Raw genomic sequence first — 15,747 nt, 5'->3', positions numbered from 1 at the left:
CGCGTCGCGGCTGCCGCCGTTTTGAGCCATAATCGCCCTTTGCGGGCGCAGGGAGTTTCGATCATGCGCGTCGAACGCCGCTACACCACGGACGGCCAGTCGCCTTACGCCACGATCCTGTTCCGGGAGACCGTGAGCGAGATCCGCAACCCGGACGGCTCGGTGGTGTTCCGCCAGGACGGCATCGAGGTTCCGGCCCATTTCTCCCAGGTCGCGAGCGACATCCTCGCCCAGAAATATTTCCGCCGCGCGGGCGTGCCGGCGCGCCTCAAGAAGGTGGAGGAGACGTCCGTCCCCTCCTTCCTGTGGCGCGCCGTCGCGGATACCGCCGCGCTGGCCGATCTGCCGAAGGAGCAGCGCTTCGTTGGCGAGACCACGGCCAAGCAGGTGTTCGACCGTCTCGCCGGCACCTGGACCTATTGGGGCTGGAAGGGCGGCTATTTCGACACGGAGGCGGACGCCCAGGCGTTCTTCGACGAGCACCGCTACATGCTCGCCATGCAGATGGTCGCGCCCAATTCCCCGCAATGGTTCAATACCGGCCTGCATTGGGCCTATGGCATCGACGGGCCGGGGCAGGGCCATTTCTATGTCGACCACGAGACCGGCCAGCTGGTCTCCTCGACCTCGGCCTATGAGCATCCCCAGCCGCATGCCTGCTTCATCCAGTCGGTGGCCGACGACCTCGTCAATGAGGGCGGCATCATGGATCTGTGGGTGCGCGAGGCGCGCCTGTTCAAATACGGCTCCGGCACCGGCTCGAACTTCTCCTCGCTGCGCGGCGAGGGCGAGAAGCTGTCCGGCGGCGGGCGCTCGTCCGGCCTGATGAGCTTCCTGAAGATCGGCGACCGCGCGGCGGGCGCCATCAAGTCCGGCGGCACCACCCGCCGCGCCGCCAAGATGGTGGTGGTGGACGCCGACCATCCCGACATCGAAGCCTATGTCGATTGGAAGGTGATCGAGGAGCAGAAGGTGGCGGCGCTCGTCACCGGCTCGAAGATCAATGCCCGGCACCTGAAGGCGGTGCTGAAGGCCTGCGTCAATTGCGAGGGCGACGGCGATGCCTGCTTCGACCCGGAGAAGAATCCGGCGCTGAAGCGCGAGATCAAGGCCGCCCGCAAGGCCGGCGTCGCCGATGCCGCGCTCCGCCGCGTGATCCAATACGGCCGCCAGGGTTATACCGACATCGACGTCGCGATCTACGACACCGATTGGGACGGCGAGGCCTATCTCACGGTGGCCGGCCAGAATTCCAACAATTCGGTGCGCGTCACCGACGATTTCCTGCGGGCGGTCGAGGCCGATGCCGACTGGAACCTGATCCGCCGCATCGACGGCAAGGTCCACAAGACCATCAAGGCCCGCGATCTGTGGGAGAAGATCGGCTCGGCCGCATGGCACTGCGCCGATCCCGGCATCCAGTTCCACACCACGGTCAATGACTGGCACACCTGCCCGGCCGGCGGCGAGATCCGCGCCTCCAATCCGTGCTCGGAATACATGTTCCTGGACGACACGGCCTGCAATCTCGCCTCGCTGAACCTGCTGCAGTTCCGCGACAGCGCGAAGGCGTTCGACGTCGAGAGCTTCGAGCATGCCGTGCGGCTCTGGACCGTGGTGCTCGAAATCTCGGTGCTGATGGCGCAATTCCCCTCGCGCCAGATCGCCGAGCTGTCGTTCCGCTACCGCACGCTCGGCCTCGGCTACGCCAATATTGGCGGCCTGCTGATGTCGTCCGGCATCCCCTACGATTCGGCCGAGGGCCGCGCCATCTGCGGCGCCATCTCGGCCATCATGACCGGCATCTGCTACGCCACCTCGGCCGAGATGGCGGCGCAGCTCGGCGCCTTCCCGGACTATCCGGACAATGCCGCGGCGATGCTGAAGGTGATCCGCAACCACCGTCGCGCCGCTTATGGCGAGACGGCCGGCTATGAGGAGCTGGCGGTCGCGCCGGTGCCGCTCGACCTCGCCTCGCTGAAGGATCCCCGCCTCGCGGCGCATGCCAAGCTCGCCTGGGACCGCGCGCTGGCCGGCGGCGAGGCCCACGGCTATCGCAACGCCCAGGTCTCGGTGATCGCGCCGACCGGCACGATCGGCCTGGTGATGGATTGCGACACCACCGGCATCGAGCCGGACTTCGCTTTGGTGAAGTTCAAGAAGCTGGCCGGCGGCGGCTATTTCAAGATCATCAACCGCGCCGTGCCGGAGGCGCTGCGCACGCTCGGCTATGGCGAGGCGCAGATCGCCGAGATCGAGGCCTATGCGGTGGGCCACGGCTCGCTCGCCCAGGCGCCGGGCATCAACCATACGACGCTGCGCGCCAAGGGCTTCGACGATGCGGCGATCGCCAAGGCGGAAGCCGCGGTGAAGAGCGCGTTCGACATCAAGTTCGCCTTCAACCGCTGGACCTTCGGCGAGGACTTCCTGGTCAAGCGGCTCGGCGTCACCGCGCTCCAGCTCGCCGATCCGAAATTCGATCTCCTCTCCCATCTCGGCTTCGCCAAGTCGGAGATCGAGGCGGCCAACGTCCATGTCTGCGGCGCGATGACCCTGGAAGGCGCGCCGTTCCTGAAGGCGGCGCATCTGCCGGTGTTCGACTGCGCCTCGCCCTGCGGGCGCATCGGCAAGCGCTTCCTCTCGGTCGAGAGCCATATCCGCATGATGGCGGCGGCACAGCCCTTCATTTCCGGCGCCATCTCCAAGACCATCAACATGCCGAACGACGCGACGGTGGAGGAGTGCAAGGCCGCTTATCTGCTGTCCTGGCGCCTCGCTCTGAAGGCCAATGCGCTCTATCGCGACGGTTCCAAACTGTCCCAGCCGCTCAATGCCCAATTGGTCGCGGACGACGAGGACGAGGAGGATGCGGTCGAGGCGCTGGTCGCCCAGCCGAACGCCGCCCGCACCGCCACCGTCACCGAGAAGATCGTCGAGCGGGTGGTGGAGCGCATCGTCGAGCACCGCGTGCGCGAGCGCGAGAAGATGCCCGACCGCCGCAAGGGCTATACCCAGAAGGCGGTGGTCGGCGGCCACAAGCTCTATCTGCGCACCGGCGAATATGACGACGGCGCGCTCGGCGAAATCTTTATCGACATGCACAAAGAGGGCGCCGCGCTGCGCTCGCTGTTGAACAATTTCGCCATCGCCATCTCGCTCGGCCTGCAATATGGCGTGCCGCTCGAGGAATATGTCGACGCCTTCACCTTCACCCGCTTCGAGCCCGCCGGCCCGGTGCAGGGCAACGACACGATCAAATACGCCACCTCGATCCTGGACTACGTGTTCCGCGAACTCGCCGTCTCCTATCTCGGGCGCAGCGATCTCGGCCATGTCGATCCCTCCGAGACCGGCTTCGACGCGCTCGGCAAGGGCGTGGACGAAGGCAAGGCGCCGGCCGCGGCGCGCGTCGTCTCCAAGGGCCTGGTGCGCGGCAAGACCGTCAATCTGATGGCCCAGCCGCTCCCCGAGGCGCGCGGCAAGGACAACATCACCCTGCTGCGGACCCGCACCGAGGGCGCCACCGCGCTCAAGGCGGAGCCCGAGCCGGGCCTCGCCGAGGAGCTGGACGTGCTGGAAGCCGCCGCCGAGAGCGTGCTGGACAAGGCCCTCCCCTGGGGGCCAGCGGCCCGCACCGCCGAGCGCCGCGCCGAAGCCCGCGCCCGCGGCTATGAGGGCGAAGCCTGCCCGGAATGCATGAATTTCACGCTGGTGCGCAACGGCACCTGCATGAAATGCGACACCTGCGGTTCGACGACCGGCTGCAGCTGAGGCGGCCTCTCTCGCGCGTCCCGCCGCGGCATTCGCTCCGGCACGACGGCCACAAGCGTTCGCTCACCCCCCGCTTCCGAAGGGGGTGAGGGGAGACCGCGGCCCGTGGACGAGATGTGAAACGGGCGGTTCAGGGTGCCCGGGCGACGATGCGGGCGAGGCCTGACGGTGTCTGTAAGCGGCGTCTCGATTTGTCCCCGAGCGGCGCTCGGCGTGACCGTTCCGAAACGTCCGGGCGGCCTTCGGCTGCCCGGAAATGATAAGCGGAACATAGTGGCAACACGTGCCCGGCGAGGGGATAAAGCCCGCCGATCTCCGGTCGCGCCCCCTGCCGAGATGAGGGTGGTCCCCTCCGGAGGGCGGACCGTGCAGGATTACGATCGCATGTCGAGACGTGACGCACGTGCCTGATCGAGGGACCGATGTGTCGTCGGCCGGACCTCGGCGGCGCCGCCCTATGTGGCAAATTTGCCATTGCCCACAAGCCCGAGCCTCTCTTTGCGTAATTCCGACAGACCTCTTCGGAGATCCGATAGAGGCCGACCGATGAAACTGCCAATCGGAGAAGATTGAGGCTGCGCAGGTTGGCTCAGGCCCGGACCTGGCGATATTGGGATGGCGCGAAGCATGGCTGGCATTGAAGGCTCCGTCGCGAACAAGACATTTTCAACCGCCCGATCCGGTTCTCGAACGGGTGGGATCGCTCTGGCTGTCGACTCGCGGCGGCAGACTTGCGATCTGGAGCGGCTCGGTCTGCTCCTGAGCGCCTCGGCCCTCGCAATGACCGCGTGTCTGGCCGCCCCGACGAAGGTCTATGCGGCCTGCAGCTCGATCACCACCGATACGTCAATTTCCACGCCGATGAGCAATTGTTTTGATTGGAGCGCCGGCAACGTCACGATCACGTCCACCGGTCAGGTCGTCGGAGATGAATCGAGCGGCAATTACTACGCGTTCAATTCCACCAGCACCGACACGACGTTCCAGAATTCCGGTTACGTGACGACGAGCGGGACGATCATGTCCGACTCGAATCTCGCGATCGCGGGCGTTCTGCTGTCCGGCGGCACGGTCAGCCGGGTCGAAAACGCCGGCACGATCGAGGCGACCGGACTGCTCCTGCCGCTCAACGAGAATTATATCGGAGGCATCGTCAATCTCGCCGCGTCGGTCTCTACGATTACGAATAGCGGAACCATAAGCGCGAGTGGATTCAATAATAATAACAATAACAATGGATTCATTGGGGCGATAATAAATAAAAACAATATAATAGAAATTGAAAATGCGTCCGGGGGCGTGCTTTCGAGTGCTTCCACATTTGGAAACGCGCATCCGAAGGTCATCATCAATCTTTCGGATGGCACAATCGGATCGATCATAAACGCGTCCGGCGCGACGATCACGGCCCAGAATGGCACGGCCATTTACAATCAAGGCGGCTCCATCGGAGCCATTTCAAATTCCGGAACAATTTTATCGTCTTCAACCGCCATATATAACCTGCTGGGCGGAGCGATCGGAACGATCACGAACTCTGGAACCATTTCCTCGACCGGTGCGGTTTACGCATCGACCGATGCGTTTCTCGGCGCCATCGTAAACAGCGGTATAATGACCTCTGCATCGAGCTCGGCATTTAATATATATGGAGGGACGATAGGCTCAATCGTTAATTCTGGAACGATTTCAAGCATGGCCTGGACCGCGATTTATACAGAAGATTCAGAAATTGCTGTCCTGACAAACCAAGAAACAGGTGAAATTTCCGCTCAGAGCACAGTTATTCAAAATACATCTACTATCGGCACGCTCACCAATCACGGCATCATCAAGGCCCTGTCGACCGAGGGTGGGATGGCCGTGGTCAACGACCGCACCATCGCGACGATCGCCAATTCCGGAACCATATCCGCTGATTCCATCGCGATTTATAACAACGGTGCCACGTCGTTCATTGGCAATTTGACGAACAGTGGCGTGATCGCCGTCACCTATGACAGCGCCATTACCAATCATGGCATCATCAATGCCTTGGTGAACGAGGCATCCGGCACCATTCGCGGGGCCTATGGGGCTGCAGTCAACCTGGAGGCCGGGGGCACCATCGTCCAAATGACGAATGACGGCCTCGTCGAGGGCACCGGCGAGGTCGGGATCCTCACGACAGGACTGCTCCAGACGCTGACCAATAACGGCAGAATTTCCGGGGCGTCGACCGGCATCAGCGTCAATAGCGGCGGCATTATCGCGACGCTCGTAAATTCGGGCACCATCGTCGGCTACGAATCGTCGGGCGTCTATGTGGGGTCCACCGGCAGCATCGGCACGCTGACCAATAGCGGCCTCATCACCACCACCGGGGGATACGGGATTGGAACCCGCGGATCCATCGGAACATTGTCGAATTCCGGCACCATCGAAGGTCCGGAAGCTGGCGTGCGCGTGCGCAGCGGCAGCATCGAAACCCTGACCAACGCGGCCGGCGGCACCATAAGGGGCGATAGCGTCGGCGTCCTGATCGACACGACCATTGCGGCGGCGATCGGCAAGCTGACCAATGACGGCCTTATCACCGGCGTATCATCTGGCATAAGCGTGGACAATCTGGACGGGTCCATTTCTGATCTCAGAAACAATGGAACGATTGCATCGCAAAATTCGGGAATTTATAATACAGGAACGATCGGCGCGCTGGGGAATAGCGGCATCATTAAAGGTGATGTCTATGCGATCCATAACACAAGCAGCGGAACACTTGGTGCCATTGCAAACAGCGGCGTGATCGCCGGAAATATCGGAAACGAATCGGCGTTCGACCTGACCATCTCGGGTGGAGAGGGCGATGCCGTCGGGACCCTGACGGGCTCCGGTGGAAGCCTTGGAGCGTCCAGCAAGGGACTGATCACAAACACGAATTCCAACCTCGTGTTCGCAGGCGGCAATATCCTGCTGAACGACGACATCGCTATCGGCGCCTATGCCGTCAAGAACAATGGCTCAACGATCAGCCTGGGAACCGACGTGTCGATCAGCGGCACGTACGAACAAACCGGCGGGTTGCTGGGATTGGGCGGGAATACCCTCTCTCTGGTCGACCTCGCTCTGTCGGGCGGCACCGTGACCAATGGCACGGTGACGGCCACGACCAGTTATGTCCTGTCGGAGGCGGCCGTGTCGGCGGTTCTGGCGGGTGCGGCGACGCTGTCCGCCAGCAATGTCTCGCTTGCCCAGAACAACACCTATACCGGCGAGACCACGGTGACGGAGGGCGTGCTGTCGATCTCGGCGGATAACGCCCTCGGCGCGACCAGCGCGGGGACGACGGTGCTTTCGGGGGCCACGCTCCGGCTCTCGGGCAGCATCTCGGTGGGAGCGGAAGCGCTCGCCCTCTCGGGGGAAGGCGCGGCCGGAAGCTCCGGGGCCTTGCAAAGCCTCAGCGGCGACAATGCCTATGGCGGAGCGATCACGCTCGGCGGTGACACCACGATCGGCGTCGATGCAGCCACGCTCATCCTGTCGGGCGGCGTCACCGGTGCGGACGGCACCATCCTGTCGAAGGCCGGAGCCGGGACCCTCATTCTGACGAGCACGGCCGATGTTTCGGCCAAAGTGTCCGGCGGTGCGCTCCAGATCGGAAACGGTGGGAGCACCGGCGACATTGCGGGCGACGTGCAATTGGCGCAGGACACCAGCCTGATCTTCAAGCTCGCCTCGGACAAGACCTATGCGGGCCTGGTTTCCGGCAATGGCGGTCTGGTTCAGGCGGGGACGGGTGTCCTGACCCTGACGCGTGCCAACACCTATAGCGGCGGCACCACCATCTCGGCCGGAACCTTGTCGATCGCCGCGGCGGACAATATCGGCACAGGCGCACTCACCTTGGCCGGGTCCGGCACTTTGAAGGCACGTGAGACGTTCGGCCTGTCGCAGTCCGTCCAACTGATGCCGGTGTCCGGCTCGGGTGGTGGCACCTTCGATGTCGATGCCACCAAGCTCCTGACCCTGTCCGGCACGATTGCAGGCAGCGGCAGCCTGACCAAGACAGGATCCGGAACGCTTCAGCTGACCGGAGCCAACACCTATACGGGCGGCACCACCATCTTGGAAGGCACGCTCAAGATCGGCAATGGCGGGGTGCTCGGCTCCATTCTGGGCGACATCGTCAATCAGGCCACCTTGATCATCGACCGCTCCGACGACTACGCCATCACCGGATCCGTGACCGGGACCGGGACCCTCCTCATCGAGGGCGGCGGAAGTGTCAGCTTTTCCTCGCCGTATCAAGGCGCGGTGGAAATTCTTGCCTCCTCGGTTGTCCTTCAATCGGGCACGAGCAGTGCCGGCGCGTTCACGGTCGGCAGTGACGGCTATCTCGGAGGGACGGGGACGATCGGTTCTCTGACCATGAATTCCGGCAGTACCGTGTCTCCCGGCTATTCGCCCGGCACGCTCAATGTCAGCGGCGCGGTGACGTTCAATTCGGGATCCATCTATCGGGTGGATGTAACGTCCGGCGCGCACGATCTGATCGTCGCGGGCGGCAATGTCACGCTGAGCAGCGGCGCCTACGTGCAGGTGGCGGCGGCATCTGGTCTTTATGCGCCGTCCAGCCGCTATGCCATCATCACCACCTCCGGCACGGTGGCCGGCACCTTCGGCGGCGTTACGTCCAACTACCAGTTCCTGACGCCGACGCTCGATTATGATGCGCAGAATGTCTATCTGATCCTCACTTATACGGGGCAGTCCTTCTCCGCTTATGCGCAGACGACGAACCAGCAGAATACGGCCAATGCCGCGTATCAGCTCGGTGCCGGCAATGGCGTGTTCAACGCGGTGGCCGAGCTCCCCGTCGGTGGCGTGCCCTTGGCGATGAACCAGTTGTCGGGCGAGATTTACGCGTCTGCCAATACGGTGCTGATGGATCAGGCCAACACCACGCGCAACGCGGTTGTCACCCGCTTGCGGCAGGGATTGCTGGCAGAGGCTGGAAGCTCTGCCCTCACCGATGCCGCGGGAGCAGCGGGGCCGGCAACCGCGCGGTTCGCCGTGGGGTGGACGCCGACGCTCTGGGCGCAGGGCTATGGCGGCTGGAGCACTGCCTTCGGCAACGGCAATGCCGCGACCGTGTCCAGTTCCATCGGCGGGATCTTCGCGGGCCTCGATGCGCTGATTGCCCAGAATACGCGCGCGGGTATCGTCGCCGGCTTCAGCCAGACGCAATTCGAGGTCAACGACCGCAATTCGAACGGTTCAAGCGACAATTATGAACTTGGCGCCTATGTCGGGGGCCAATATGGGTGGCTGGGCCTGAAGGGCGGCGCCAGCTATGCGTGGTTCGATCTCAGCCTGACGCGGACGACCGCCTTCCCAGGCTTCAGTGGCAGCACCAATTCGGGCTACACCCAGGGCATGGCGCAGGTGTTCGGCGAAGTCAGCGCGCGCATGGCGGTGTCCTCCCTCGAGTTCGAGCCGTTCGCCGCCGTCGCCTATGTGAATCTGCAAGGCGGCTCCACCCAGGAGAGCGCCAGCACGCCCGCCGCGCTGGCGGTGGATGTGTCGGACATGAGCACGACCTACACGACGCTGGGTCTGCGTCTGGCGACGAAGGTCGATCTGAACGGCCGAGCCCTCGTTCCGTCGGCAACGGTGGGCTGGCAGCACGCCTTCGGGGATACGGTGCCGCTCTCCACCATGCAGTTCCTCGGGGGGGCACAATCTTTCGCTGTGCAAGGCGTGCCGATCGCCGAGGATACCGCCATCCTGGGTGCCGGGCTGGGATATGCCCTGTCGCAGACGGCCGCACTCCAGGTCAATTATCTCGGCCAGATCGCCTCGAGCGTCTCGAACAATGCCTTCAATGCCCAGTTTTCTCTGAAGTTCTGATCCCCTCCTTCGAGAGGTGGCAGCAAAGGTGGGGCGCCAGAAAGCTGGCGCCCCAAATCTGTTCTGTCGATACGGACGTCGCGTGCCTTTGCCCGGGCATAAGGCCCTCGGACATCGCTGGTCGGCGTCCCGGGGGAGGCGCCCTCTTCCCGTTCATGTTTTGATGCCGATGATGCTGGAGCAATCGATATGGTCCTGGTCCCCGGCGCACAGATGACGTGAGACCGGACGCGGAGGCCGTTTCGGTGAAGCGGCGTTCGCCCTAAATTCTCTGGATGTGAACGCCTCCTCCTTTTCCTCCTTTTCATTCGCGGCAGCGCAGATCCCTCATGACAGCGAATTCAGCGTCCCCCGAACGGTCAGCCTCGCACGCGGCGGGCAACCTCCAGACGTCGGGAATGACCATTCCGCAGGCGATTGCCCAGGCCAGCGCGCACTGGAATGCCGGGCAGGCGGACCAGGCGGAGATCTTGTGTCAGAAGGTGCTGGCCGTGTGGCCCGGTCAACCCGACGCCCTGCATCTCCTCGGCCTGATGGCCCATGCCTTTGGCAATCTCAGCCTTGCGATTCAGCATCTGCGGCAAGCGTGCCTGTCTCCCCGGGCGCCGGCCCTGTACTTCGCAAATCTGACCGAGATGAGCCGCCAGCAGGGGCTGCTGGCAGAGGCAGAGGAAGCCGGCCGGCGCGCCGTCTCACTTCAACCGGACCTCATATCCGGCTGGAACAATCTCGGAATCACGCTCCAGGAAGCGGGAAAGCTGCGGGAGAGCGCGGCCTGCCTGGAGCGCGTTCTGATGCTGTCGCCGAACAGTGCGGATACGTACAACAATCTCGGAAACACCTATACGCGGATGGGGGAGCTGGAGAAAGCGCGCCGCCATTATGCCCAAGCGCTTCGTCTGAATCCGGATTATGCCGTCGCGCAAAGCAATCTGGCTTATCTGCTCAACGAGCTCGGTGACTACGATGACGCCGCGCAAGCCGCGCGACGGGCGATCGACCTCAATCCGCAGCTTTCCGATGCCTATATCAATCTCGCCGGCATAGAAATGGCGCGGCTGCGCTATGCGGAAGCCCTCGGCTCCGTGACTGCGCTTTTCACATTCGCCCCCGATCACCCGGCCGGGCTGATCGCGCTCGCGCGCATTCTCAAGCGTGTCGACAAAACCCCTGAAGCCCTGGAAGCGGCGCGCCGCGCGGTGGCTGCGGCCCCTCACAGCAGCGAGGCCTTGATTGCCCTGGGCGAAGTTCTCCAGGCCATGAACCAACACCAGGCGGCCTTCGAAGCCTTCGAAGCGGCCGCCGGTCTGCCCCGGACGTGCCCGGAGGTTCCCTTCGTCAATATCGCTATTCTGCACATGGAGACCGGGGAGACGGACAAAGCGCGGGCATCCTTCGAAAAGGCCCTGTCCATCAATCCCAACAACGTCTCGGCTCTGACGAACGGCACCGAACTCAAGCGTTTCACCTCGGGCGACCCCGAGATCGCCCGGATGGAAGCGCTGCTGACCCAAGAGCAGCAACTGGGACTGAATGATCGGCTCGCGCTCCGCTTCGCGCTCGGCAAGGCCTATCTGGATGTCGGCGACGGTGCGCGCGCGTTCGCGCATTTGCATCTTGGCAACCGCATGAAGCGCGAGACTTTCAGCTTCGACATCGAGAAGACCGGGTCTTGGATGGCGGAGCTGGCGACCGCCTTCGACGCGGATTTGCTCGACCGCTTCAGAGACGTGGGCTGTTCTTCGCAGGCGCCGATCTTCGTCGTCGGCATGCCGCGCTCGGGGACCACCCTCATTGAGCAGATCCTGGCGTCTCATCCCGACGTCCACGGGGCAGGGGAACTCGCATTTCTGGAAACCATTTCGGGGACCCTCCAGCCCTATCCGTCCTGTCTGGCGGACCTGCCGCCCGCGCGGTTTGCCGAAATGGGCGCGCTTTATGCCGAACGCGTCGCCGCGCTCTCACACGGCCGGCGACATGTCGTGGACAAAATGCCCGCCAATTTTCTCCATGTCGGCCTGATCCGCCTGATCCTGCCCCATGCCCGCATCGTGCATTGCACGCGCGACCCGGCGGATACGTGCCTGTCCTGCTACACCAAGCTGTTCGCGGCAGAGCAACGCTTCACCTATGATCTGACGGAACTCGGTACGTTTCATCGGTATTATCAACGCTTGACGGCGCATTGGCGCACCATCGTTCCAAATAGCCATTTCATCGAAGTCAATTACGAGGCCCTGATCGAAAATCAGGAGCGCGAGACCCGGCTTTTGTTGGACGCGCTCGGTCTCGCCTTCGATGAGCAATGCCTCTCCTTCCACCAGACCGTCCGACCGGTGCGCACCGCGAGCATGCAGCAGGTGCGCAAGCCCCTCTTCAAGACCTCCGCCGGGCGGTGGCGCGCCTATGCCGATCATCTCCAGCCGCTGATAAAAGCGCTCGACGGCACGGTGTGACATGCCGCGCGATGCCGTTTCGCAGCCTCCCGTCGCCTCCGCCTCCCCCGAGGAAACGGCGGCGCGGTTGCTCGACGACAATCGGGCGGAAGATGCCGAAAGCCTGCTTTCGGACCGCATCCGCAGCGGTGGGGGGACGATCCCTGTCTGGCGTCTTCTGGGACGGGCGATCCGTGCCCAGGGCCGCCTTGCCGAAGCGCGGACGATTCAGGCCCGCCTCGTCGACGCCTCGCCGGGGGACGCGATCGGCCGCTTCGATCTGGCGGAAACCCTCTTGCTGCTGGGGGACTATGAGAGAGGCTGGCGGGAATATCGATGGCGGTATCATATGCCGCACACCAAGGCCATCGAGCGGAAGGTTCAGCGCCCCCGTTGGGACGGCAAGCCCATGCCCGGACGCACTTTGCTGATCCACGACGAACAGGGTTTCGGCGACACCTTGCAGTTCATGCGCCTGGCGAAGGAGGCCAAGGCCCGCAGCGGCGCCCATCTGGTGCTGGAAGTCACCGCGCCGCTGCTCCCCCTGGCGCAGCGCATGGCGGGCCATGACATCGTTTTGCCGCGGGGAACCCTGCCGCCGCCGTTCCATGCCTATTGCGAACTGATGTCGCTGCCCCTGGTGCTGGGCCTGCGGTTGGATGACCTCCCGGGCCCGATCCCCTATCTCACGCCCGACCCCCTTCGCCGCGCGGTTTGGCAGCAGCGGCTGTCGGGCCTTCCGCGTCCGCTCGTGGCTCTGGTCTGGGCCGGCCGTCCGACCCATACGAACGACGCCAATCGCTCCATGTCGCTCGCGGACTTCTCCCCGCTGGCCCAGTCGGCGGGAACCTTCCTGGCCATTCAGAAGGGTCCCGCCGCCGCTGAGGCCCTGTCGCCGCCGTCTGGCATGCCGATCCTGTCGCTCGATGACGAGATCAAGGATTTCGAGGACACCGCAGCCATCTTGATGGTGGCGGACGTCCTGGTCTCGGTGGATTCCGCGCCGGTCCATCTGGCCGGCGCCCTTGGACGGCCGGCTTTCGTGCTCTTGCCTATGGTGCCGGACTGGCGCTGGTTGATGGACCGCGAAGACACCCCTTGGTATCCGAGCGTCCGCCTGTTTCGCCAGCGCGTCCGCCGCGATTGGCGTGCTCCGCTGTCGGGCATTCGTGCCGCGCTTGAAGCCGGGTCCTACGCTTCGGGCACCGGGCCTTGAGAAAGCGCTTCGCCCGTCACACGTCGCCGTGGTTCCGGTCTTGGGCGAGCAGCGACCACACCGCGACGAACAAGGCGGCGATCAGCGGGCCGATGACGAAGCCGTTGACGCCGAAGAGGGAAAGACCGCCGAGGGTCGAGACGAGGACGACATAGTCCGGCAGGCGCGTGCCCTTTCCCACCAGAGGCGGGCGCAGGACATTGTCGATCAGGCCGATCACGAACGTGCCCACCCCCAGAAGGATGGCGCCCTTGAGATAGGCCCCGGTGAGCAGGAGATAGACCGCCGTCGGTCCCCAGACCAGCAGCGCGCCGACCGCCGGCACGAGCGAGAGCATTGCCATCAGCACGCCCCAGAGAAGGGCGCCTTCGATGCCGAGCAGCCAGAAGGTGACGCCGCCGATCGCCCCTTGGATGAGCGCGATGATGACGTTCCCCTTCACGGTCGCCTGCACCACGTCAGAGAATTTGCCGAGAATGCTGTCGGTGTGATGCGGGCTGAGCGGGCTCGTCCGGCGGATCTGGTTGGACAGGGCGCCGCCGTCCCGGAACAGGAAGAACAGGACGTAGAGCATCACGCCCAGGCTGATGAAGAATTGCGCGGTGCCCTGGCCGATGCTCACCGCGCGGGCGGCGATGGTTTGCGAGGCCTGACCGAGCACAGAGGCGAGGCGCTGGCCGACATCCTTCAGGCTCTCGAGATTGAAGGTCGGAAGAAGCTCGCGCAGATAGCCCGGCAGCGCCTCCTGGGCGCGCGTGAGAATCTCCGCGGGATTGAAGTCCCGGTCGGAAATCCGCTGGTACAGCCCGGTCGCCTCCTGTGCGAGGGAGGCGAGGATCATCGATCCGGGGATCACGACGATGCAGATGCAGGCGAGGACGCTCACCCCTGCGGCGACGCCCCGCCGTCCGCCGAACAGGGCGACCAGCCGGCGCTGAAGCGGGTTGAACAAAAGGGCCAGGATCACCGCCCAGAGCACCGCCCCGAAGAACGGAATGAGCAGCCAGACGAAAGCTGCCGTGACCACCACGACGACGACGGCGAAAGTCAGCTGCTGCACGCTCGGCGATGTCATGGACAACATATGCTCCGGTTCGGGCCCGTGCCGATCTGGGTGCGTCCGCCGCCGGGCCGGCGGGGCATCTTTGCGCGATATCGCCTTCAATTGAAACGTCGCGCTGCGTGCGCGCCATTGCGGGAGGGGGGCGCCGCCACGCCGGCGTCACCGCACGCGGGGCGGGCGATCGCGGTCCGTCAGGCGCGCAGGTCTTCCCACTCGGGATGGCGGCGGAATTGCGCCGCAACATAGGAACACAGCGGCCGGATCTTGAACCCGTCCCGCCGCGCATCCGCCACCGCCGCCGCGACCAGACGCGCGGCAAGCCCGCGGCCTTCGAAGGCGCGCGGGACCTCCGTATGGTCGATGACCATCATGTGCGGGTCGGATTGCCGGTAGGTCATCATCGCTTCGACGCCCGGCGCGAGAGGGATGACGTAGCGCCCATGACCGGCCGCGTCTTCGCGGCGCACCGCATCGCTGGATTCGTCCATCTTTCCTCCCGAGTGCCGCCCGCGAGGCCCCGCAGGGCGCGGCGCGCCGCGCCCTGCGGGGCGACCGGCACCTTTTCGACCCTATAACGTCTCAGGCGATCGCGGGATCCCTCTCCGCCCACCTCTGCCGCGCCCTGCGTGACGCGCGGCGCGTTCTGGCCGTCGCCATTCGTCAGAATTCGGGCGGCGACCAAGGATGCGGAGGTCTCCGTTCCGGCGGGCCGTTCCGCCGTGCCGAACGCGACCGGCGCAGGAGCGCGCACAGCGGCATCAAGACGGAAAAGTCGCGTGCCGAGAGCCGGATCCGATCGGAGTCTCAAGGCAAAACCGTCAGCCGGCGCCCGCCGGCGCCGCCCCTCCGGAGCGGCGGATCCCCCGGCTTTGGGGCGGAGCCGGAGCGCGCGTCAGGAGACCTGGAAAATGGTATCCGTGGCACCGACCGTGCTGGATTTCGTGCCCCCGTCAACGGGAACCTGCCGGCACAACGGTCGTGCCCAGATGCGCGACGGGCGCATCGGCGAGGCCTTTTCCGATGTCGCCGCTCGCTCGGGAAAGATCAGCCGGCTCATGCCTTCGTCCTCACCACTCTTTATGCCGCGCGCAATGCTAGCGGGACATTGGTCGGCTTCCAAGGGGGGTCCGATCCGCCGGTGGCGGTGCCTCGCCGGGGAGTGCATGCCATGCCCCATGCCGGCCGGGGCGCCGAGGGCCGGTCTCGCCGCGCCCCGCCGCCTCAACCGGCGCGCCGGATGCGGCCGTCGGTGTCCGCCAGGCCGAGCAGATAGCGCCCGGCTTCCTCGATATCGGCGATGATCTCGGCCTCCGGCGTGCGCCGTCGCCCGCCCCCGCGATCCACGAGACGGCGCGGGATCGGGCGAGTTCACA

General features: G+C 64.6%; 8 protein-coding genes. 4 read left to right on the top strand and 4 right to left on the bottom strand.

Annotation, left to right across the window (positions count from 1 at the left end; translation table 11 throughout):
• Window positions 1–63: 63 nt before the first annotated feature.
• The 4 genes from EDC64_RS01165 to EDC64_RS01150 all read left to right on the top strand — a co-directional run bounded on the left by EDC64_RS01165 (window position 64) and on the right by EDC64_RS01150 (window position 13,311).
• Window positions 64–3,771 (top strand): vitamin B12-dependent ribonucleotide reductase, encoded by a 3,708-nt coding sequence (locus tag EDC64_RS01165; protein WP_132028833.1) that lies wholly within the window; start codon window positions 64–66, stop codon window positions 3,769–3,771.
• Between the two features lie 627 nt (window positions 3,772–4,398).
• Window positions 4,399–9,660 carry an autotransporter domain-containing protein gene (locus tag EDC64_RS01160; RefSeq protein WP_165933596.1) on the top strand — a complete coding sequence of 1,754 codons (5,262 nt, stop codon included), beginning with the start codon at window positions 4,399–4,401 and terminating at the stop codon, window positions 9,658–9,660.
• 398 nt (window positions 9,661–10,058) lie between these two features.
• Window positions 10,059–12,116 (top strand): tetratricopeptide repeat-containing sulfotransferase family protein, encoded by a 2,058-nt coding sequence (locus EDC64_RS01155; RefSeq protein WP_132028827.1) that lies wholly within the window; start codon window positions 10,059–10,061, stop codon window positions 12,114–12,116.
• 1 nt (window position 12,117) lies between these two features.
• Entirely contained in the window at window positions 12,118–13,311 is a 1,194-nt protein-coding gene (locus EDC64_RS01150) for a glycosyltransferase family 9 protein (protein ID WP_132028824.1), read from the top strand.
• Window positions 13,312–13,327: 16 nt separating this feature from the next.
• Here the strand turns inward: EDC64_RS01150 and EDC64_RS01145 are convergent, their stop codons facing one another.
• The 4 genes from EDC64_RS01145 to EDC64_RS23995 all read right to left on the bottom strand — a co-directional run bounded on the left by EDC64_RS01145 (window position 13,328) and on the right by EDC64_RS23995 (window position 15,718).
• Window positions 13,328–14,386: an AI-2E family transporter gene (locus EDC64_RS01145; protein ID WP_132028821.1), complete on the bottom strand. Its 1,059-nt coding sequence runs from the start codon at window positions 14,384–14,386 to the stop codon at window positions 13,328–13,330.
• Window positions 14,387–14,565: 179 nt separating this feature from the next.
• A complete protein-coding gene (locus tag EDC64_RS01140; RefSeq protein ID WP_132028818.1) occupies window positions 14,566–14,862 on the bottom strand; it encodes a GNAT family N-acetyltransferase in 297 nt (98 codons plus the stop codon).
• Window positions 14,863–15,266: 404 nt separating this feature from the next.
• Complete coding sequence (locus EDC64_RS23400) at window positions 15,267–15,431, bottom strand: hypothetical protein (protein WP_165933595.1); 165 nt, start codon at window positions 15,429–15,431, stop codon at window positions 15,267–15,269.
• 164 nt (window positions 15,432–15,595) lie between these two features.
• Complete coding sequence (locus EDC64_RS23995; RefSeq protein ID WP_274594929.1) at window positions 15,596–15,718, bottom strand: hypothetical protein; 123 nt, start codon at window positions 15,716–15,718, stop codon at window positions 15,596–15,598.
• Window positions 15,719–15,747 lie beyond the last annotated feature (29 nt).

This window comes from Aquabacter spiritensis, from assembly GCF_004346185.1.
Classification (GTDB): Bacteria; Pseudomonadota; Alphaproteobacteria; order Rhizobiales; family Xanthobacteraceae; genus Aquabacter; species Aquabacter spiritensis.
This window is presented reverse-complemented; position numbering and strand designations above follow the sequence as displayed.